Raw genomic sequence first — 23,921 nt, 5'->3', positions numbered from 1 at the left:
CTGTTCCGGTGGGTGTCGGTGGCGAGCTGTACCTCGCCGGTGTTCAGCTGGCCCGCGGCTATGCGGGTCGTGCGGGTCTGACGGCGGAGCGCTTCGTCGCATCCCCCTTCGGGACCGGTGAGCGCCTGTACCGCACCGGTGACCTTGCGCGCTGGGACATCGAGGGCCAGGTCGAGTACCTGGGTCGTGCGGATGAGCAGGTGAAGATCCGTGGTTTCCGTATCGAGCCGGGTGAGGTCCAGGCCGTCGTGGCCACACACCCGCTGGTCGCGCAGGCGGCTGTGGTCGCTCGTGAGGACGTTCCGGGTGACAAGCGCCTGGTCGCCTACGTCGTCCCCGCCGACGACGTGGATGCCGATGAACTGACCGCTGAGGTGCACCGGTTCGCTGGGCAGCACCTGCCGGAGTTCATGGTGCCGTCGGCGGTGGTGGTGCTGGAGGCCCTGCCGCTGTCGGTGAACGGGAAGCTGGACCGTAAGGCGCTGCCGGCTCCTGAGTATGTGACGGGTTCGGGCCGTGGCCCCTCCAGCGTCCGCGAGGAGATCCTTTGCGCTGCCTTCGCCGAAGTCCTCGGCCTGGAGAACGTGGGCGTCGACGACGACTTCTTCGCGCTGGGCGGTCACTCCCTCCTCGCGATCCGGCTGGTGGAGATCCTGCGCGGCCGTGGGGTGTCGGTCTCGGTGCGTGCGCTGCTGCAGACGCCGACCGTGGCGCGGCTTGCGGAGGTGGCGGGTGCCGACCACATCGTGGTGCCGGCGAACGCGATCCCCGAGGGCACCACGACCATCACGCCGGAGATGCTGCCGCTGGTGGACCTGACCGCCGATGAGGTGGCGCGGATCGTCGCCACCGTCGAAGGCGGCGCGGCGAACGTCGCGGACATCTACCCGCTGGCCCCGCTCCAGGAGGGTCTGCTCTTCCACCACCTCCTCGCCGACGGCGGTGAGGACACCTATGTGACCCCGACGGTCATGGAGTTCGACTCCCGCGCCCGCCTGGACGCCTTCACCGACGCACTCCAGCACGTCGTCAACCGCCACGACATCCTCCGCACGGCCATCATGTGGGAGGGGCTGCGGGAGCCGGTCCAGGTGGTGTGGCGCGAGGCCGCCCTCCCCGTTGAGGAAGTGCAGCTGGACCTGAACGGCACTGAACCGGTACAGCAGTTGCTCTCGGACGTCGGCCTGTCCATGGACCTGGGCCGGGCGCCTCTGCTCGGACTCCACGTGGCTTCGGTGGCGGACGGTCGCTGGCTGGCTCTGCTGCGCATGCACCACACGGTGCAGGACCACACGACGCTGGAGCTTCTGCTCCAGGAAGTGCAGACGATCCTCGCCGGGCGTGGTGCGGAGCTGCCCGAGCCGCTGCCGTTCCGCAACTTCGTGGCCCAGGCGCGTGCCGGGGTCGAACGGTCGGAGCACGAGCGGTTCTTCGCCGAGCTGCTGGGCGACGTCGACGAGCCGACCACGCCGTTCGGACTCGTGGACGCGCGCGGTGACGGCATGGATGCGGCCGAGGCGCGGCTCGACATTCCGTCGGACGTGGAGGCCAGACTGCGCACGGTCGCACGGCAGTTGGGCGCGAGCCCGGCGACGGTGATGCACGTGGCGTGGGCGCGGGTGCTGTCCGCGGTGAGCGGCCGTGACGACGTGGTCTTCGGCACCGTCCTCTTCGGCCGGATGAACGCCGGATCCGGGGCCGACCGGGTGCCCGGGCCGTTCATGAACATGCTGCCGGTCCGGGTGCGGACCGACGAGATCACCGTGGTGGCCGCGGTCAACGCGATGCGCGGACAGCTCGCGACCCTCCTTGAGCACGAGCACGCACCGTTGGCCGTGGCCCAGAGTGCCAGCGGAGTGGCGGGTGATGCGCCGCTGTTCACGTCGATGTTCAACTACCGGCACAACACCGGCTTCAGCCGAGGCGTAGCCGCCATATTCGACGGCATTGAGGTGGTGTTCTTCAGGGAGCGCACCAACTACCCGCTCGCCGTGGTCGTCGACGACGACGGGGACCGTCTGGGGCTGGTCGTTGACGCGGTTGCCCCGGTTGATCCCCGGGCGGTTGCGGCGTTGGTCGTGACGGCGGCGGAGAGCCTGGTTTCGCTGCTGGAGGGGGCGCTGGAGGGTGGCTCTGACCTGCCGCTGAGCCGGGTCGGGGTGCTCGATGAGGCCGAGCGTGTGCGGGTCGTGTCGGGGTGGAATGACACGGCGGTCGAGCTGCCGGTGGGGACGCTGGGTGGGCTGTTCGAGGCTCAGGTGGCTCGGACTCCGGATGCGGTTGCTGTGGTGTTCGAGGGTGTGGAGGTGTCGTATGCGGAGCTGGATGCGCGTGCGAACCGTCTGGCCCGGGTGCTGATCGGCTGTGGTGTGGGTGCGGAGTCCGTGGTCGGGGTGTGCCTGGAGCGCAGTGTCGATCTGGTGGCGTCGCTGCTGGCGGTGGTGAAGGCGGGTGGCGCGTATGTGCCGGTTGACCCTGATCTGCCGTCGGAGCGCGTGGGGTTCATGCTCGCGGACTCGGGTGCGGACTGTGTGGTGACCTCGGCTGCGCTGGCGGACACGCTGCCTGAGGGCACGGCTGCCATCGTCCTCGATGGCCCGGCAACCGCCGAAGCGCCGGCCGGAGTTGCCGGTGGTGCGCTCTCGGACGCGGAGCGGGGTGAGGTGCTGCCTCAGCACCCGGCGTATGTCCTGTTCACGTCGGGTTCGACGGGCCGCCCGAAGGGTGTGGTGGTGTCCCACGCGGGCATTGTGAACCGGCTCGGGTGGATGCAGTCCCGGTATGGTCTGGTGGCGGGTGAGCGGGTGTTGCAGAAGACCCCGTTCGGGTTTGACGTGTCGGTGTGGGAGTTCTTCTGGCCGTTGCTGGAGGGTGCGTCGCTGGTCGTTGCCCGTCCTGGTGGTCACCGTGACCCGGCTTACGTGGCGTCGGTGATCCGTGAGGAGGGTGTGTCGACGCTGCACTTCGTGCCGTCGATGCTGGAGGCGTTCCTGCGGGATCCGGCTGCGGTCGAGTGCACGGGTCTGCGCCGGGTGATCTGCTCGGGCGAGGCGCTGTCCCCGGTCGCAGTGGCCCGGTTCTTCGAGGTGTTCGGCACGGGTGTGGAGTTGCACAACCTCTACGGGCCGACGGAGGCGTCGGTCGACGTCACCGCCTGGGAGTGCCCGGCTGGTGAGGACGTCACTGTGGTTCCGATCGGTGGTCCGATCGCGAACACGCAGGTGTACGTTCTCGACAGCTCCCTTTCCCCTGTTCCGGTGGGTGTCGGTGGCGAGCTGTACCTCGCGGGTGTTCAGCTGGCCCGCGGCTATGCGGGTCGTGCGGGTCTGACGGCGGAGCGCTTCGTCGCATCCCCCTTCGGGACCGGTGAGCGCCTGTACCGCACCGGTGACCTGGCCCGCTGGGACATCGAGGGCCAGGTCGAGTACCTGGGCCGCGCGGATGAGCAGGTGAAGATCCGTGGTTTCCGTATCGAGCCGGGTGAGGTCCAGGCCGTCGTGGCCACACACCCGCTGGTCGCGCAGGCCGCTGTGGTCGCTCGTGAGGACGTTCCGGGTGACAAGCGCCTGGTCGCCTACGTCGTCCCCGCCGACGACGTGGATGCCGATGAACTGACCGCTGAGGTACGCCAGTTCGCTGGGCAGCACCTGCCGGAGTTCATGGTGCCGTCGGCGGTGGTGGTGCTGGAGGCCCTGCCGCTGTCGGTGAACGGGAAGCTGGACCGTAAGGCCCTGCCGGCCCCCGAGTACACGACGGGTTCGGGCCGTGGCCCCTCCAGCGTCCGCGAGGAGATCCTTTGCGCTGCCTTCGCCGAGGTCCTCGGCCTGGAGAACGTGGGCGTCGACGACGACTTCTTCGCGCTGGGCGGTCACTCCCTGCTGGCTATCCGGCTGGTGGAGATCCTGCGCGGCCGTGGGGTGTCGGTCTCGGTGCGTGCGCTGCTGCAGACGCCGACGGTTGCGCGGCTTGCGGAGGTGGCGGGTGCCGACCACATCGTGGTGCCGGCGAACGCGATCCCCGAGGGTGCGCAGACCATCACGCCGGAGATGCTGCCGCTGGTGGACCTGACCGCCGATGAGGTGGCGCGGATCGTCGCCACCGTCGAAGGCGGCGCGGCGAACGTGGCGGACATCTACCCGCTGGCCCCGCTCCAGGAGGGCCTGCTCTTCCACCACCTCCTCGCCGACGGCGGCGAGGATACCTATGTGACCCCGACGGTCATGGAGTTCGACTCCCGCGCCCGCCTGGACGCCTTCACCGACGCACTCCAGCACGTCGTCAACCGCCACGACATCCTCCGCACGGCCATCATGTGGGAGGGGAGGCTGAGCGAGCCCGTGCAGGTGGTGTGGCGGCGGGCGGCGCTGTCGGTCGCCGAGGTGGCGCTGGACCCGCAGGCGGCGGATCCGGTGCACGAGCTGCTGACTGGTGTCGGTCTGTCGATGGACCTGGGCCAGGCCCCGCTGGTCAAGCTGCATGCGGCGGAGGTCGCCGACGGTCGTTGGCTGCTGCTGGTCCGCGTCCACCACATGGTGCAGGACCACACCGCGCTCGAGGTGATGCTCGGCGAGGTCGCGACGGTCCTGAGCGGCCGTGGTGCGGAGCTGCCCGAGCCGCTGCCGTTCCGGAACTTCGTCGTACAGGCGCGTGCCGGGCTGAACAGCGGGAAGCACGAGCGGTTCTTCGCCGAGCTGCTGGGCGACGTCGACGAGCCGACGGCGCCGTACGGTCTCGTGGACGTGCGCGGTGACGGCATGGACGCGGTCGAGGCGCGCCTGGAGTTCTCGCCGGAGCTGTCCGGGCGGGTGCGTGAGGTCGCACGCCGGCTGGGAGCCAGTGCGGCGACGGTGATGCACGTGGCGTGGGCGCGGGTGCTGGCCGTGGTCAGCGGCCGGGACGACGTGGTCTTTGGCACCGTCCTGTTCGGCCGGATGAACGCCGGACCCGGCGCGGACCGGGTGGCGGGGCCGTTCATGAACATGCTTCCGGTACGGGCCCGGCTGGACTCGACGGGTGCGCTGGCGGCGGTGACCGCGATGCGCGGTCAGCTCGCGGCTCTGCTGGAGCACGAGCACGCGCCCCTCGCAGTGGCCCAGCAGGTCAGCGGCGTGCAGGGTGATACCCCGCTGTTCGCGTCGATGCTCAACTACCGCCACAACACCGGCGACGACGTGAACGACGGGCCTGCCTCCGGGATGGAGGGCGCCCGCCTGGTCTTCAACCGCGAGCGCACCAACTACCCCCTCGCCGTCGCGGTCGACGACGACGGCGCGGGCCTGACGCTGGTCGTGGACGCGGTGGCGCCGGTGGACCCGGCGACGGTCGCGGCGATGGTGCGTACCGCCACCGACGGTCTGGTGGCCGCGCTGGAGACGGCCCTGGACGGCGGCTCGGATCCGGCGCTGAACACGATCGGTGTCCTCGACGGGGCCGACCGGGAGCGGATGCTCACGCGGTGGAACGAGACCAGGCTTGAGGTGCCCTGGGCGCCGCTGCCCGAGCTGCTGGCGGCGCAGTCCGCGCGTACCCCGCACGCCGTCGCCGTGGTGTGCGACGACACCGAGGTGACGTACGCGGAACTTGACGCGCGGGCCAACCGGCTGGCGCGGCTGCTGGTGGGCCGGGGAGTCGGCGCCGAGTCCGTGGTCGCGGTCTGCATGGAACGCGGCATCGATCTGGTGGTGGCGCTGCTGGGCGTCCTCAAGTCCGGCGCCGCGTACCTGCCGATCGACCCCGAGTACCCGGCCGAGCGCATCGCGTTCACCCTGGCCGACGCGGGGGTGCGGTGTGTGCTGACCGGAGCGGACCTGGTCGAGCGGCTGGCCGGATTCGAAGGCGTCGCGGGTGTTCCGGCGATCGCCCTGGACGACGAGGCGGTGATCGCCGAGAAGGCGGCCCTGGACGACGGGCCGCTGACGGCGGACGAGTTCGTGGCGGCGCCGACGCCGGCGAGCCCGGCCTACGTGATCTACACCTCGGGTTCCACCGGGCGCCCCAAGGGCGTGGTGGTGGAGCACCGGTCGCTGGTGAACTTCCTGGCCTCCATGCAGCAGCGCTTCGCGCTGAACGCGGACGTCCGGTTGCTGGCGGTGACCACGATCGGGTTCGACATCGCGGGACTGGAGCTGTACCTCCCGCTGCTGGGCGGTGCGCGCGTCGTGCTGGCCACCCCTGAGGTGGTCCGGGACCCGCGGGCGCTGCGCGCGCTGATCCGGTCCTCGGGCGCTACGACGGTCCAGGCCACGCCGAGTCTGTGGCACGCCCTGGTGTCCGAGCCCGGGGAAGAAGGAGAGGGCGGCGCGGGGGACGTACTGGCCGGGGTCCGAGCCCTGGTCGGTGGCGAGGTGCTGCCGACCGAGCTGGCGCGCGTCTTGCGGGCCCGGACGGCTTCGGTGACGAACCTGTACGGCCCGACCGAAACGACGATCTGGTCGACCGCCACAGAGGTGGCGACGGTCTTGGGCCGGGCGTCCTCGATCGGTGCTCCGATCGCGAACACGCAGGTCTATGTGCTGGACACCACCCTCGCTCCGGCACCCGCCGGGGTGGCAGGTGACCTGTACATCGCGGGTTCGGGCCTGGCTCGCGGCTACCTGGGCCGTCCGGGGCTGTCGGCGGAACGCTTCGTGGCGTGCCCGTTCGGCGGGCCGGGCGAGAGGATGTACCGCACCGGAGACACGGTGCGCTGGTCGCCGGACGGCACGCTGGAGTTCGTGGGTCGCGCCGACGACCAGGTGAAGGTGCGTGGCTTCCGGATCGAGCTGGGGGAGGTCGAGGCGGTCGTCGCCTCGCTCACCCCGGTCGGCCGGGTCGCGGTCGTCGTGCGTGAGGACACCCCGGGTGACAAGCGTCTGGTCGCCTACGTGGTCCCGGCCGACCCCGACGCCGACGCCGCTGACCTCAGCGCAGCGGTACGGGACGTCGCCGCCGAATCCCTTCCCGTGTACATGGTTCCGTCCGCGGTGGTGCTGCTGGACGTGTTGCCGCTGACACCGAACGGGAAGCTGGACCGCAAGGCACTGCCCGCTCCGGACTACACGGCCGCGGCGCGCGGTGACCGGGGCCCGTCCACGCTGCAGGAGGAGATCCTGTGTGGGGTGTTCGCGCAGGTGCTGGGTGTGGACCGGGTCGGTGTGGACGACGACTTCTTCGCGCTGGGCGGTCATTCGCTGCTCGCGACGCGGTTGATCAGCCGGGTGCGTGCGGTGCTGGGTGTCGAAGTACCCCTGCGTGCGCTGTTTGAGGCGCCGACGGTGGCGCGGCTGGCGGCGCGTCTGGATGGCGCTGACCGGGCGCGGGTGGCGTTGACGGCGGGTGAGCGTCCCGAGCGGGTGCCGTTGTCGTTCGCGCAGCGCCGCCTGTGGTTTATCGGGCAGCTGGAGGGTCCGAGCGCGACCTACAACGACCCGGTGGCCCTGTGGCTCACCGGTCAGGTCGACCGGGCGGCGCTCGACGCCGCCCTGCGCGACGTGATCGGCCGCCACGAGGTGCTGCGCACCGTGTTCCCCGTGGCCGACGGCGAGCCCTACCAGCACGTTGCGGAACTCGACGACCTCGGATGGGACCTGTCCGTGACCGAGGTGGCTCCGGCGGACCTGACCGCCGCGATCACCGAGGCCGCCGGATACGGCTTCGACCTCTCGCACGAGGCGCCGGTACGCGCGTGGCTGTTCGTCACCGGACCGGACGAGCACGTGCTGATGGTGACGGTGCACCACATTGCCGGTGATGCCTGGTCGATGGCGCCGCTGGCTCGGGACATCTCCACAGCGTTCGCGGCCCGCTGCGAAGGTCTGGCCCCCACGTGGGAGCCGCTGCCGGTGCAGTACGCGGACTACGCGCTGTGGCAGCGGGACCTGGTCGGCGACGAGCGGGACCCGGACAGCGTGATCTCCCGGCAGGTGGCCTACTGGCGCGGCGCCTTGGCGGGCGCGCCCGAGGAACTCGACCTCCCGGCCGATCACGCACGGCCCGCCGTGGCGACCCACCGCGGTCACCGCGTCCCGGTGGAGATTCCCGCCGAGGTCCACGCGCGCCTCGTGGAGGTGGCGCGTGCCGAGGGCGTCACGGTGTTCATGGTGCTGCAGGCCGCGCTCGCGGCGCTGCTGTCCAGGCTGGGCGCGGGTGCCGACGTACCCATCGGATCGCCGGTCGCCGGGCGCACCGACGAAGCGCTCGACGACCTGGTCGGCTTCTTCATCAACACGCTGGTGATCCGGACGGACCTGTCGGGAGACCCGACGTTCCGTCAGGTGCTGTCCCGGGTGCGGGAGACCAGCCTGTCGGCGTTCGCGCACCAGGACGTGCCGTTCGAGCGGCTGGTCGAGGAACTCTCCCCGAGCCGTTCCATGGCCCGCCACGCGCTCTTCCAGGTGATGCTCACCCTCCAGAACGCGGCCGGAGCGGTCCTCGACCTACCCGGACTCGATGTCGAGATGCTTCCGGCAGGCGCGTCGGTGGCGAAGTTCGACCTCGACGTGATCGTGGGCGAGGTGTTCGACGCCGAGGGCGCACCGGCCGGTGTGCGCGGCACAGTGACCGCGGCGGCGGACCTGTTCGACGCCGGCACCGCGGCCCGGCTGGCCGCGCGCCTCACCCGGGTGGTGGGGCTGCTGGTCGCCGACCCGCAGCTGCGGGTCAGCGGGCTGGACGTGCTCGACGAGGGCGAGCGCCACCAGGTGCTGGAGACGTGGAACAACACGGAGGCCGAGGTTCCGGTCGGCACCGTGCCCGAGCTGTTCGCAGCGCACGTCTCCCGTACGCCCGACGCAGTGGCCGTCGTCGCCGACGGCGCGGAGCTGACATACGCCGAGCTGGACGCCCGGGCCAACCGGCTGGCGCGCTACCTGGGCGGCCTGGGCGTCGGACCCGAGACCGTGGTCGCCGTGGCACTGGCACGCGGCAGCGAGCTGATGGTGTCGCTGCTCGGTGTCCTCAAGGCCGGGGGCACGTACATGCCGATCGACCCGGAGTACCCGGCCGACCGGATCGCGTACATGTATGACGACGCGGCTCCGGTCGTGGTCCTCACCGCCCGGTCCATCGCGGCCACGTTGCCGCCGTCGGCCGCCTCCACCGTGGTGGTGCTCGACTCGGCCGAGGTTGCCGAGGCGCTGAGCGCGCTGCCGTCCGGTGGGCTGGACGACACGGAACGGCGGGCCGCGCTGTCGGTGGCTCTCCCCGCGTACGTGATCTACACCTCGGGATCCACCGGCCGGCCGAAGGGCGTGCTGGTCTCCCACGCGGGCGTGGCGAGCCTGGTGGCGGGCCACATCCGGTACCTGGGTGTCGGGTCCGGACACCGGGTGGGGCAGTTCGCCTCGGCGAGCTTCGACACCTTCGGCTGGGAATGGCTCATGGCACTCCTGTCCGGGGCCACCTTGGTGGTGATCCCGCCCGAGCGGCGTCTGGGGAACGCGCTGCCCGCGTTCCTCACCGCCGAGCGGGTGACGCACGTGACGCTGCCGCCCGCCGTCCTGGCCACCCTCGACGAGACGTCGGTCAGCGCGGACACCGTGCTGGTCGTGGCCGGGGAGGCGTGCCAGCCGGAGGTGATGGCGCGCTGGGCACGGGGCCGCGCGATGTTCAACTCCTACGGCCCGACGGAGACCACGGTCGACGCCACGCTGTGGCGCTGCGACCCGGAGGCACCCGAGGTGGCCATCGGCGCACCCGTGGTCAACACCCAGGTGTACGTGCTCGACGAGCACCTGGCACCGGCCCCCGTCGGAGTGAACGGCGAGATGTACGTCTCCGGCGCCGGCCTGGCGCGGGGCTACCTCGGACGGTCGGCGCTGACCGCGGAGCGGTTCGTGGCCAACCCGTTCGGTGCCGCCGGATCCCGCCTTTACCGGACCGGTGACCGGGCCCGCTGGACCCCCGGCGGCGAGCTGGTCTTCGCCGGGCGCTCCGACGACCAGGTCAAGATCCGCGGCTTCAGGATCGAGCCGGGCGAGATCGAGAACACCGTGGCCACGCACCCCTCGGTGGCCCAGGTCGCGGTCATCGCCCGCGAGGACACCCCCGGTGACACGCGTCTGGTCGCCTACGTGGTGCCCGCCGACGGAGCCGTGGCGGACCGGATCCCTGCGGCGGTCACCGCACTGGCGGCCGAGCACCTGCCCGAGTACATGGTTCCCTCGGCGGTGGTCGTCCTGGACGAGCTGCCGTTGACGGTGAACAAGAAGCTGGACCGCAAGGCGCTGCCCGCACCGGAGTTCACGGCCGCGGCCGCGGCCACTGGGCGCGGCGCGGGCAACCTGCGCGAGGAACTCCTGTGCACCGTCTTCGCCCAGGTGCTGGGCGTGGACAGCGTCGGTGTCGACGACGACTTCTTCGCCCTCGGCGGCCACTCGCTGCTCGCGGTGCGGCTGGCGAGCAAGGTGCGCTCGGTGCTCGGGGTCGACCTGGAGATCCGGGAACTGTTCGACGCGCCCACCGTGGCCGGGCTGGCTGCCCGGCTGGCCGGAGAGGGCACCGCCCGGGTCGCCCTGGCCGCCCGGCAGCGTCCCGAGCGGGTGCCGCTGTCGTTCGCGCAGCGCCGCCTGTGGTTCCTGGGCCAGCTGGACGGACCGAGCCCCACCTACAACATCCCGGTTGCCCTGCGGCTGTCGGGCCGGGTGGACGTCGCCGCGCTGAACGCGGCGATGCGGGACGTGATCGGCCGCCACGAGGTGCTGCGCACCGTGTTCGCGGTGGCCGACGGCGAGCCCTACCAGGACATCCTCGACATTGAGGAGCTGGAGTGGGAGCTGCTGGTCGGTGACGCCGACCCGGCCGACCCCGACGGCGCGGTGGCGCAGGCGGCCCGGTACGCGTTCGACCTGTCGTCCGAAGTGCCGATCCGGGCCCGGCTGTTCCCGGCCGGCGCGGAGGAGTACCTGCTGGTCCTGGTCGTGCACCACATCGCCGGCGACGGATGGTCGATGGGGCCGCTGGCCCACGACGTGTCGGTTGCTTACGCGGCGCGCGTCGACGGCCGGGCCCCGCGGTGGGAGCCGCTGCCGGTGCAGTACGCGGACTACGCGCTGTGGCAGCGTGAACTGCTCGGCGACGAACGCGACCCGGACAGTGTGATGTCCCGTCAGGTCGCCTACTGGCGCGAGGCGCTGGCAGGCGGACCCGAGGAACTGGCGCTGCCGTTCGACCGTCCGCGCCCCGCGGTGGCCGGGAACCAGGGCCACCAACTGCCGCTGGAGGTCTCGGCGGAGGTGCACGCGCGGCTGGTGGACGTGGCGCGGGCCGAGGGCGTGACCGTGTTCATGGTGCTGCAAGCCGCGATGGCGGTACTGCTGTCGCGGCTCGGCGCCGGTACCGACATTCCCGCGGGCCTGGCGAACGCCGGACGTACGGACGAGGCCCTCGACGATCTCGTCGGGTTCTTCGTCAACACGCTGGTGCTGCGCGCGGACCTGTCCGGGGACCCGACGTTCCGGCAGCTGCTGAAGCGCGTGCGGGAAGCCGGTCTGTCGGGCTTCGCGCACCAGGACGTTCCGTTCGAGCGGCTGGTCGAGGAACTCGCCCCGGCGCGTTCCCTGGCCCGTCACCCGCTGTTCCAGGTGATGCTCACGCTGCAGAACAACGCCGAAGCGGTCCTCGACCTGCCCGGCGTAGGCGCCGAGGCGGTGCCCGCGGGCGCCGCGGTGGCCAAGTTTGACCTGGACGTGAGCGTGGCCGAGGGCTTCGACGCCACCGGCGCGCCCGCCGGGCTGAGCGGTCTGCTGACCGTGGCCGCGGACCTGTTCGACCGGGAATCGGGCGAGCGGTTCGTGGACCGATGGGTCCGCGTCCTGGACGCGCTGACCGCCAACCCGCGGACGCGGCTGAGCGCCGTCGAGATCCTCGGCGAGGGCGAGCGCCACCAGGTTCTCACCGAGTGGAACGACACCGCGGTGGAGGTGGCGCCCGTATCGCTGCCGGAGCTGTTCCACGGTCACGCGACGCGGAACCCGGACGCCACGGCCGTGGTCTTCGAGGGTGCCGAGGTGTCGTACGGAGAGCTGGACGCGCGGGCCAACCGGCTGGCGCACCACCTGGTCTCCCAGGGAGTCGAAGCCGAGTCGGTGGTGGGTCTGTGCCTGCCGCGCGGCGTGGACATGGTCGTCGCGATCCTCGCGGTGTGGAAGGCCGGGGCCGCCTATGTGCCGCTGGACCCGGAGTACCCGGCGGAGCGCTTGGCGTTCATGCTGACGGACAGCGGGGCCCGGGTGGTGGTCGGCCGCCGTGACACGGCGCAGGACCTGCCCACGACGTGCCCGGCGGTGTGGCTCGACGACCCGCGGAACACCGCGGAGCTGTCCGAGCTGCCTGCCACGGCGCCGAAGGCGGACCTCGCTCTCGGTCAACTGGCCTACGTGATCTACACCTCCGGGTCGACCGGTGTGCCGAAGGGCGTGGCCGTCACGCACGGCTCGCTGGCGAACCTGGTGTCGGTGTTCGGTCCGCTGATGGAGGTCGGGCCGGGTGTCGGGGTGCTGCAGTTCGCCTCGTTCAGTTTCGACGCGTCCGTGCTGGACGTGGCGGTGACGCTGGGCAGTGGTGGTTCGCTGGTGGTGGCCGGTGCGGCCGAGCGGGCGGAGCCGAAGTTGCTGCGTGCGCTGGTGGAGTCGGCGGGGGTGCGGTCCGCGAGCGTGGTGCCGTCCCTGCTGGGTGTGCTGGAGCCCGGCGATCTGGCGGGCGTCGGCTCGCTGGTGGTCGGCGCGGAGGCGATCGAACCGAAGTCGGCGGGTGTGTGGGCGCGTGGCCGCAAGCTGGTCAACACCTACGGACCCACCGAGGCCACCGTGATCACGGCGATCGGCCAAGTGGACCCGGAGCGCGAAGGAACGGTCCCGTTCGGCTCGCCCATCGCCAACACGCGGATGTTCGTGCTCGACAGCAGCCTCGGGCCGGTGGCCCAGGGCGTCGTGGGCGAGCTGTACGTGGCGGGCGCGGGCCTGGCCCGCGGCTACCTGGGCCGGGCGGCGCTGACGGCGGAGCGATTCGTCGCCGACCCGTACGGCGGCCCGGGCTCCCGTCTCTATCGCACCGGGGACCTGGCGCGCTGGACCGCGGACGGTCAGCTGATGTTCGCCGGGCGCGCCGACGAACAGGTCAAGCTGCGCGGGTTCCGCATCGAACTGGGCGAGGTGCAGGCGGCGACAGCCGCACACCCGGACCTCTCCCAGGCCGCGCTGGTTGTCCGCGAGGACGCCCCGGGCGACAAGCGGCTGGTCGCCTACGTCGTGCCCGCCGACGGCAGTGCCGAGGAGTCCGCCGAATCCGGACTCCCCGCCGATGTCCGGCAGTTCGTCGCTCAGAGACTGCCCGCGCACATGGTCCCGGCAGCGGTGGTGGTGCTGGACGCACTGCCCCTGACGGTGAACGGGAAGCTGGACCGCAAGAAATTGCCCGCTCCGGACTACGCGTCGGGGAAAGCGGGAGGAGGACGCCGGCCGTCGACGCCGCAGGAGGAACTCCTCTGCACCGTCTTCGCCCAAGTACTGGGACTGCCCGAGGTCGGAGTCGATGACGACTTCTTCGAACTCGGTGGCCACTCACTGCTGGGCGTCCGGCTCGTCAGTCAGATCAGGGCTGTTCTCGGTGTCGATGTGGAGATCCGGGCGCTGTTCGACGCGCCGACGGTCGCAGGGCTCGCACAGCAGCTTGGAAAGCAGAAGTCAGCAAGGCCGGCGTTGCGGCCGATGCGTAACCAGGGGGATTTCTAAATGTTTCCGTTGTCATTCGCGCAGCGCCGTCTGTGGTTCATCGAGCAGCTCGAGGGCCCGAGCCCGACGTACAACATCCCGATGGCCATGCGGCTGTCGGGCCGACTGGACAGCGGGGCGCTGAACGCGGCCCTGCGGGACGTCATCGGCCGGCACGAGGTGCTGCGCACGGTGTTCACGGTCTCCGGGGGCGAGCCGTACCAGCAGGTACTGAAGCTCGCTGACGTGGAGTGGAACCTCCAGAGCGTCGACGTGTCCGCTGACGCGGCGGCCGGCCTGACCGACGTGGTCAGCCGCGCCGCCGGGCAGCCGTTCGACCTGTCGGCGGAGGTGCCGATCCGCGCCTGGCTGTTCTCGGTGGCGCCCGACGAGTACGTCCTGCTCGTGGTGGTCCACCACATCGCCAGTGACGGCTGGTCGTCCGGCCCCCTCGCCCGGGACCTCGCGGTCGCATACACGGCCCGCTGCGAGGACCGCATGCCCGAGTGGGAGCCCCTGCCGGTCCAGTACGCCGACTACGCGCTCTGGCAGCGTGATCTCCTCGGTGACGCCGAGGACCCCGACAGCGTGATCTCCCGCCAGGTCGCCTACTGGCGCGAGGCGCTGGCCGGCGCTCCGGAAGAGCTGGAGCTGTCCTACGACCACCCGCGCCCGGCCGTGGCCGGCTACGGCGGCCACTGCGTTCCGCTGGAGATCCCGGCGGAGGTGCACGCACGGCTGGTGGAGCTGGCGCGGGCCGAGGGCGTCACCACCTTCATGGTGCTGCAGGCTGCGCTGGCGGTACTGCTGTCCCGGCTGGGTGCGGGCACGGACATTCCGATCGGGTCGGCGAACGCCGGACGTACGGACGTGGCGCTCGACGACCTCGTCGGCTTCTTCGTCAACACCCTCGTGCTGCGCACGGACCTCTCCGGCGACCCGAAGTTCACCGAGGTGCTCGCCCGGGTCCGGGAGACGGGCCTGTCGGCCTTCGGTCACCAGGAGGTGCCCTTCGAGCGGCTGGTGGAGGAGCTGGCGCCGCCGCGCTCGCTCGCGCTGCACCCGCTGTTCCAGGTGATGCTCACCCTGCAGAACAACGCCGAGGTGTCCTTGGAACTGCCCGGTGTCCGGGTCAGCGAGGTCGAGGACGAACTCGCCGCCGGCGCGTCGGCGGCCAAGTTCGACCTCGACGTGAGCGTCGAGGAAGCCTTCGACGCCCAGGGCGCCCCGGCGGGCCTGCGGGGTGTGCTGACCGCCGCGGCCGACCTGTTCGAAGCCGACACCGCGGGGCAGCTTGCCGTGCGCCTCGCCCGGGTCCTGGAGGCCGTGACCGCGGAGCCGCAGGTGCGGCTGAGTGCGGTGGACGTCCTCGATGAGGACGAGCGTCGCCGGGTGCTGGTGGAGTGGAACGACACCGCGGCCGAGACGGCCGGTGGTTCGGTGGCGGTTCTGTTCGCGGCGCAGGTGGCGCGGACCCCGGACGCCCTGGCCGTCGTGTTCGACGGAGTCGAGGTGTCGTACGCGGAGCTGGACGCGCGGGCGAACCGGCTGGCGCGCTTCCTGGTGGCCCAGGGTGTGGGCGCGGAGTCGGTGGTGGGTCTGTGCCTGCCGCGTGGTGTGGAGACGATCGCCGCGATCCTGGCGGTGTGGAAGGCCGGGGCGGGCTACCTCCCGATCGACCCCGAACAGCCCGCCGAACGCATCGCGTTCATGCTCACCGACAGTGGCGCCGTGACGCTGCTGAGCACCGGCGCCGTGCTCGACGAGCTGTCCGTCGACGGCCCGGCCCCGCTCGCCCTGGACGCCCCCGAGGTCGCTGCCGCGATCGACGCCCACGCGGCCACCGCGCCGCGTACGGAACCGTCCCCGGACGCACTCGCCTACGTGATCTACACCTCCGGTTCGACGGGCACGCCGAAGGGTGTCGCCGTCACCCACCGGTCGCTGACCAACTACGTCGCCTCGGTGCCCGGCCGCGTCGGCCTCGGCAACCCGGGGGACCGGTACGCACTGCTGCAGGCGCAGGTCACCGACCTGGGTAACACGGTGCTGTTCGCGAGCCTGACCACGGGTGGTCAGCTGCACATCCTCGACGCGGACGCAGCCACCGACCCGGCAGCGGTGACCGGGTACCTGGCCGAGCACGCCATCGACCACGTGAAGGCGGTGCCTTCGCACCTGGCGGCGCTCGCCGTCGCCGACGGAGCGGCGTCCGTACTGCCCGCCAAGTCCCTGGTGCTCGGCGGTGAGGCCGCCTCTCCCGCGTGGGTGCGGGAGCTGCTGGCGGAATCCGGACCGTGCGGGGTGTTCAACCACTACGGCCCCACCGAGACCACGATCGGCGTCACCACTACGCGCCTGACCCCGGACCGGGGGGTGGGCGGCGTGGTGCCGATCGGCTCCCCGGTACCCAACGTCCGCGTGTACGTGCTGGACCAGTGGCTGTCCCCGGTGGCGCCGGGAGCCGTTGGCGAGCTGTACGTCGCCGGCGCCGCCCTGGCCCGCGGGTACGTGGGCCGCGCCGCCCTGACGGCGGAGCGGTTCGTGGCCTCCCCGTACTCCGGCACGGGCGAGCGCATGTACCGCACCGGCGACCGTGTTCGCTGGAACGCCGAGGGCGAACTGGAGTACCTGGGCCGCGCGGATGAGCAGGTGAAGATCCGCGGTTTCCGCATCGAGCCGGGCGAGGTGCAGGCGGTCGTGGCCGCGCACCCGTCGGTGGCGCAGGCGACGGTCGTCGCCCGGGAGGACGCGACCGGCGACACCCGCCTGGTTGCCTACGTCGTACCCGCCATCGGTACTGGTGAGGCCGAACTGGCGCCGCTGGTGCGGCAGTTCGTGGCCGAGCGGCTGCCGGAGCACATGGTTCCGTCGGCGGTGGTGGTGCTGGACGCGCTGCCGCTGACGGCGAACGGCAAGCTGGACCGCAAGGCGCTGCCCGCTCCCGAGTACACGACCGGTTCGGGCCGCGGCCCCTCCAGTGTCCGGGAGGAGATCCTCTGCGCGGTCTTCGCCGAGGTCCTCGGTCTGGAGAGCGTCGGCGTGGACGACAGCTTCTTCACGCTGGGCGGTCACTCCCTGCTGGCCATCCGGTTGGTGGAGATCCTGCGCGGCCGCGGCGTGTCGGTCTCGGTGCGGGCGCTGTTCCAGACGCCGACCGTGGCGGGCCTGGCCGCGATGGCCGGGGCCCAGGAGACGGTGGTCCCCGAGAACGCGATCCCGGCCGGTGCGCTGGAGATCACGCCGGAAATGCTGCCACTGGTCGACCTGACCGCCGACGAGGTGGCGCGGATCGTCACCACCGTCGACGGTGGCGCCGCGAACGTGGCAGACATCTACCCGCTGGCCCCGCTGCAGGAGGGTCTGCTCTTCCACCACCTCTTCGCCGACGGCGGCGAGGACGCCTACGTCACGCCCACCGTCCTGGAGTTCGACTTCCGCGAGCGCCTGGACGCGTTCACCGACGCGCTGCAGCAGGTCGTGAACCGGCACGACATTTACCGGACCGGGATCGTGTGGGAAGGCCTGCGCGAGCCGGTGCAGGTGGTGTGGCGACACGCCGTCCTCCCCGTCGAGGAAGTACGGCTGCACCCCAACGGCGCCGACCCGGTCGAGCAACTGCTCGCGGCCGGTGGCCTGTCCATGGACCTGGGCCGGGCACCGCTCATCGCCCTGCACATCGCCGCCGAGCCGGCTTCGGGCCGTTGGTGGGCCCTGGTGCGGGCGCACCACATGGTCCGCGACCACACCGGCATGGAGCTGCTGCTCGGCGAGGTACGGACGCTGCTCGACGGGCGTGGTGCGGAGCTGTCCGAGCCGCTGCCGTTCCGTGACTTCGTGGCGCAGGCGCGGGCAGGCGTGGACAGCGGGGAGCACGAGCGGTTCTTCGCCGAGCTGCTGGGCGATGTCGACGAGCCGACCGCCCCGTACGGGCTGGTGGACGTGCGCGGTGTCGGTTCGGACGTGGCGCGAGCGGTGGCCCTGCTGGAAGACGGTCTGGCCGAGCGGCTGCGCACGGTCGCACGTCGGCTCGGTTCGAGCCCGGCGACGGTGATGCACGTGGCGTGGGCGCGGGTGCTGTCCGCGGTCAGCGGCCGGGACGACGTGGTCTTCGGCACCGTCCTGTTCGGCCGGATGAACGCCGGTGCGGGCTCGGACCGGGTGGCGGGTCCCTTCATCAACACGCTGCCCGTCCGGGTGCGGGTGGACGAGCTGGGCGCGCTGGCGGCGGTGTCCGCGATGCGCGGTCAGCTGGCCGGTCTGCTGGAGCACGAGCACGCTCCGCTCGCGCTGGCGCAGCAGGCCAGCGGCGTACAAGGGGACACCCCTCTCTTCTCCTCGCTCTTCAACTACCGGCACAACTCCGGTCCCGAGGAGGGTGAGGGCGCCGGTTCCGCTCTGGATGGGATCCGGACGGTCTTCTCCCGTGAGCGGACCAACTTCCCGCTGTCGGTGTCGGTCGACGACGACGGCACGGAGATCGGCCTCGCTGTCGACGCGGTCGCCTCGGTGGACGCGAAGGCCGTCGCCGCCTTGGTCGCCACGGCCACGGACAACCTGGTCACGGCGCTCGAGGGCGCGCTCGACGGCGCCACGGACCAGCCCCTGACCTCGGTTGATGTTCTGGGTGAGGTGGAGCGTCGTCGGGTGTTGGTGGGGTGGAACGACACTGCGGCGGTTGTGGGTGAGGTGTCGGTTGCGGGGTTGTTCGAGGCGCAGGTGGCGCGGACTCCGGGGGCGGTTGCGGTGGTGGGTGATGGGGTTGAGGTGTCGTATGCGGAGCTGGATGCGCGTGCGAATCGTTTGGCGCGGTATTTGAGGGCTCGGGGTGTGGGTGCTGAGTCTGTGGTGGGTGTGTGTGTGGAGCGTGGTGTGGGGTTTGTGGTGGCTTTGCTGGCGGTGTCGAAGGCGGGTGGTGCGTATCTGCCGGTTGACCCGGGTTATCCGGTGGAGCGTGTGGGGTTCGTGCTGGCTGATGCGGGTGCGGTGTGTGTGGTGACGCAGGCCTCGTGTGTGGGGGTTGTGCCTGCGGGTGTGGCGCGTGTGGTGGTGGATGAGGTGTCGGTTGCGGGTGAGGTCGCGGCGTTGGATGGTTCGGCGCTGGGTGTGGGGGTGGTGTCGGGCCAGGCGGCGTATGTGATTTATACGTCTGGTTCGACGGGTGTGCCCAAGGGTGTGGTGGTGTCGCATGCGGGTGTGGGGTCGTTGGTTGCGGCGCAGGTGGAGCGGTTCGCGGTGGATGGTGCGAGTCGGGTGCTGCAGTTCGCGTCGGTTGGTTTTGATGCGGCGACGGCTGAGGTGTTGGTGGCGTTGTCGGTGGGTGCGTGTGTGGTGGTGGCGCCTGCGGGTGAGTTGTTGCCTGGTGGGGGTTTGGTGGAGTTGGTGGCGCGTCATGGGGTGACGCATGTGACGTTGCCTCCGGCGGTTTTGGGTGTGCTGGGTGGGGGTGATCTGCCGTCGGTGTCGACGTTGGTGTCGGCGGGTGAGGTGCTGGCTGGTGAGTTGGTGGGGAAGTGGGCGCCGGGTCGTCGGTTGGTGAATGCGTATGGTCCGACGGAGACGACGGTGTGCGCGACGATGTCGGGTCCGTTGTCGCCTGGGGGTGTGCCGGTTATTGGTGGGCCGGTGGTCAATGCGCGGGTGTTTGTGCTGGATGGTTCGTTGCGGCCGGTGCCTGTGGGTGTGGTGGGTGAGTTGTATGTGGCTGGTGTGGGTCTGGCGCGTGGGTATGTGGGGCGTGCGGGTCTGACGGCTGAGCGGTTTGTTGCTTCTCCGTTCCCGTTGGCTGGTGTGTCCGGTGGTGAGCGGATGTATCGGACGGGTGACCGTGTCCGGTGGACTGCTGAGGGTGAGCTGGTGTATTTGGGTCGTGCGGATGATCAGGTGAAGGTGCGTGGTTTCCGTATTGAGCCGGGTGAGGTCCGGTCGGTGGTGGTGGGTCATCCGATGGTGGCTCAGGCCGCGGTGGTCGTGCGTGAGGATGTTCCCGGGGACAGGCGGCTGGTCGCCTATGTGGTCTCCACTTGCGACGGTGAGAGTGGCACCGGGCTTCCGGAATCGGTGCGGGAGCATGCGGCCAGGCAGCTGCCCGAGTACATGGTTCCGTCGGTGGTGGTGGTGCTGGAGGTACTGCCGTTGACGGTGAATGGGAAGCTGGATGTGAAGGCGCTGCCGGCGCCGGAGTACACGGCTGGTTCCGGCCGGGGTCCGTCCAGTGTGCGGGAGGAGATCCTGTGCGCCGGATTCGCTGAAGTCCTGGGTGTGGACCGGGTCGGTGTGGACGACGACTTCTTCGCGCTGGGCGGTCATTCGCTGCTCGCGACGCGGTTGATCAGCCGGGTGCGTGCGGTGCTGGGTGTCGAAGTACCCCTGCGTGCGCTGTTTGAGGCGCCGACGGTGGCGCGGCTGGCGGCGCGTCTGGATGGCGCTGACCGGGCGCGGGTGGCGTTGACGGCGGGTGAGCGTCCCGAGCGGGTGCCGTTGTCGTTCGCGCAGCGCCGCCTGTGGTTTATCGGGCAGCTGGAGGGTCCGAGCGCGACCTACAACATCCCGGTGGCCCTGCGGCTCACCGGTCAGGTCGACCGGGCGGCGCTCGACGCCGCCCTGCGCGACGTGATCGGCCGCCACGAGGTGCTGCGCACCGTGTTCCCCATGGCCGACGGCGAGCCCTACCAGCACATCCTCGACGTCGAGGAGCTGGACTGGGACCTGCGCGTGGGTGAGGTGACGGCTGCTCGTGTCGAGGCGGCGGTCGCGGAGGCGGCGGGTTACGCCTTCGACCTGGTGGTCGATCTGCCGGTGCAGGCATGGCTGTTCGCGGTGAGCCCGGACGAGCACGTGCTCGTGGTGGTGGTGCACCACATCGCGGGTGACGGCTGGTCGACGGGACCGCTGGCGCGGGACCTGTCGGTGGCGTACGGGGCCCGCAGCGCGGGATCGGTTCCCGCGTGGGAGCCGCTGCCGGTGCAGTACGCCGACTACGCGCTGTGGCAGCGCGACCTGCTGGGCGACGACCAGGACCCGGAGAGCGTCGTCTCGCGCCAGGTGGACTACTGGCGCCGGACCCTGGCCGGAGCCCCCGAAGAGCTGACCCTGCCCTACGACCACAACCGCCCGGCGGTGCTGGGCAACCGCGGCCACAGCGTGCCGCTGGAGATCCCGGCCGAGGTGCACGCGCGCCTCGTGGACGTGGCCCGCGCCGAGGGCGTGACCATGTCCATGCTGCTGCAGACCGCGCTGGCGGTGCTGCTGTCCCGGCTGGGAGCCGGTACCGACATCCCCATCGGCGCGCCGAACGCCGGACGCACCGACGAAGCACTCGACGACCTCGTCGGCTTCTTCGTCAACACCCTCGTGCTGCGCACGGACCTGTCCGGGAACCCGACCTTCACCGACCTGTTCTCACGGGTGCGGGAGACCGCTCTCGCGGCCTTCGCGCACCAGGACCTGCCGTTCGAGCGGCTGGTCGAGGAGCTGGCCCCGGCCCGCTCCCTCGCCCGCCACCCGCTGTTCCAGGTGACGCTCACGGTGCAGAACAAGGCCGACGCGGTCCTGGACCTGTCCGGTCTCGCGGCGGAGACGATGCCCGCGGGAGCGCCGGTCGCGAAGTTCGACCTGGACGTGACCGTCGGCGAGGTGTTCGACGCCCAGAACCGTCCGGCGGGCCTGCGCGGCGTGGTGGTCGCGGCGGCGGACCTGTTCGACACGGACACCGTCGAGCAGCTCGGCCGACGCCTCGGGACGGTGCTCCGGACCCTGGCCGCCGACCCGCGTACCCGTATCGGTGCCGTCGACGTGCTCGACGAGGACGAGCGCCGCCGCGTGCTGGTGGAGTGGAACGACACCGCGGCCGAGGTGCCGCGCGCCACGGTGGTGGAGCTGTTCGAGGAGCGGGTCTCCCGGGCTCCCGACGCCGTCGCGGTCGTGGCCGACGGCGCCGAGGTCTCGTACGCGGAACTCGACGCCCGGGCCGACCGGATGGCGCGCTACCTGGTGGACCGGGGGGTCGGCGCGGAGTCGCTGGTCGCGGTCGTGCTCGAACGCGGCGTCGATCTGATGGTGGCGCTGCTCGGCATCCTGAAGGCCGGTGCCGCCTACCTGCCCATCGACCCCACCTACCCCGCCGAGCGGGTCGCCTACATGCTGGACGACGCCAAGCCGGCCGTGGTGCTCGGCGCGGCGGGCATGGTCGCGGCCGTACCCGCCTCGGCCCCGCTCGTGGTCGTCGACACGGCGGAGTTCGCCCGGGCCCTGGACGACGCGGCGGCCCGGCCGTCGACGGCCGGGGACCGGCCGCGGGCGCTCGCGCACCCGGCCTACGTGATCTACACGTCCGGGTCGACGGGCCGCCCGAAGGGCGTGGTCGTGACCCAGTCCGGATTCGCGAACACGGTCGCGGCACTGGCCCGGTTCGGCGCGGGCCCGGATTCCCGGGTCGCACAGTTCGCGTCCCTGAGCTTCGACAACTTCTGCCTCGAATGGTCGCTGGCCCTGACGTCGGGCGCGGCACTGGTCGTGGTCCCCGCCGAGCGGCGGCTGGGCCAGGAGCTCGCCGTGTTCTTCGCGGAGCAGGGGGTCACCCATGCGACGCTGCCGCCGGCCGTGCTGGCCGGGCTGGAGCCCGGGTCGATCGCGCCGGGCGTCGTGCTCGAAGTCGGTGGCGAGGCGTGCTCGCCGGAGCTGGTGGACCGCTGGTCCGCCGGGCGGCTGATGTTCAACACCTACGGTCCGACCGAGACCACGGTGGACGCGACGGTGTGGCGCTGCACTCCCGGAGTGCGCGAGGTGCCGATCGGTTCGCCCATCGGCAACGCGCGGGCGTTCGTCGTGGACGCGTTCCTGGCCCCCGTGGCGCCCGGTGTCGTGGGCGAGCTGTACCTGGCGGGAGCGGGACTGGCACGCGGTTACGCGGGCCGCCCCGGACTGACGGCGGAGCGCTTCGTGGCGTGCCCGCACGGCGCGCCCGGCGAGCGGATGTACCGCACCGGTGACCTGGCCCGCTGGGACGCGGACGGCCGCCTGGTGTTCGTCGGCCGCGCCGACGAGCAGGTCAAGGTCCGCGGCTTCCGCATCGAACTCGGCGAGGTGCAGGCCGTGGTGGCCGGTCACCCGTCGGTCGAGCAGGCCGCGGTGATCGCCCGCGAGGACATCGCCGGTGACCCCCGCCTGGTCGCCTACGTCGTGCCCGCCGAAGGCGCGGACCACGAGGAGCTGTCGGCGGGGGTGCGGGCCCGGGTGGCCGAGCAACTGCCGCAGTACATGCTCCCGTCGGCGGTCGTGGTGCTGGACGCGCTGCCGCTGTCGGTGAACGGCAAGCTGGACCGCAAGGCCCTGCCCGTGCCGGAGTACGCCAAGGGCGAGGGCCGCGGCCCGTCGAACCTGCGGGAAGAACTCATGTGCGCGGCGTTCGCCGACGTACTGGGTCTTGAGAGCGTCGGCGTCGACGACGACTTCTTCGGGCTGGGCGGCCACTCGCTGCTCGCGGTCCGGCTCGTGGAGCGGCTGCGGGAACACGGCGTACCGGTGTCGGTGCGGGCACTGTTCCAGACGCCCACCGTCGCGGGCCTCGCGACGTCCTCCGACGCGGAACTCGTCGTCGCACCGCCGAACGGCATCCCGGACGACGCGCGGACGATCACTCCCGACATGCTCCCCCTGGTCGACCTCACGGCCGCCGAGGTGGAGCGGATCGTCGCCACGGTGGACGGCGGCGCCGCCAACGTCGCCGACGTCTACCCGCTCGCACCGCTCCAGGAGGGTCTGCTCTTCCACCACCTGCTGGCGGAGGACGGCGAGGACGCCTACGTGACCCCGATGGTGGTCGAATTCGCCTCCCGGGACCTCCTGGACCGGTACCTGCTCGCACTGCAGCAGGTGGTGGACCGCCACGACATCCTCCGGACCACGATCGTGTGGGAAGGCCTGCGCGAGCCCGTACAGGTGGTGTGGCGCCGAGCCGCGCTGTCGGTCGAGGAAGTGCGACTGGACTCCGGGAGCACCGATCCCGTCGCCGACCTGGTGGCGCTGGCGGGCTCGGCCATGGACCTGGGACGCGCGCCGCTGATCCGCGTGCACCTGGCCCCCGAGCCGGGCACCGGCAAGTGGCTGGCGCTGTTCCGCGTGCACCACATGGTGCAGGACCACACGGGCATGGAGGTCGTCCTCGACGAGGTCGTCACGATCCTGTCCGGCCGGGCCGACAGCCTGCCGGAGCCGCTCCCCTTCCGCGACTTCGTC

2 protein-coding genes (both cut by a window edge) are annotated in these 23,921 nt (G+C 71.4%); both read left to right on the top strand.

Annotated features, from left to right (window positions below):
- On the top strand, positions 1-13,706 hold the 3' portion of the coding sequence (locus OHA61_RS08855; RefSeq protein WP_406302579.1) for a non-ribosomal peptide synthase/polyketide synthase. The gene continues 5,632 nt to the left of window position 1, outside the view; only the last 13,706 of its 19,338 coding nucleotides appear in the window; its start codon lies off the left edge, out of view; its stop codon occupies positions 13,704-13,706.
- A protein-coding gene (locus tag OHA61_RS08850; protein ID WP_406302578.1) for a non-ribosomal peptide synthase/polyketide synthase crosses the window boundary here: on the top strand, positions 13,707-23,921 show its 5' portion. Its footprint extends 12,414 nt past the window's final position; 10,215 of the gene's 22,629 nt are visible here — the first part of the coding sequence; it begins with the start codon at positions 13,707-13,709; its stop codon lies off the right edge, out of view.

Origin of the sequence: Streptomyces sp. NBC_00885 (assembly GCF_045207475.1) — a bacterium.
GTDB lineage: Bacteria > Actinomycetota > Actinomycetes > Streptomycetales > Streptomycetaceae > Streptomyces.
The sequence above is the reverse complement of the archived record's forward strand: the minus strand, read 5'-3'. Positions and strand labels throughout refer to the sequence as shown.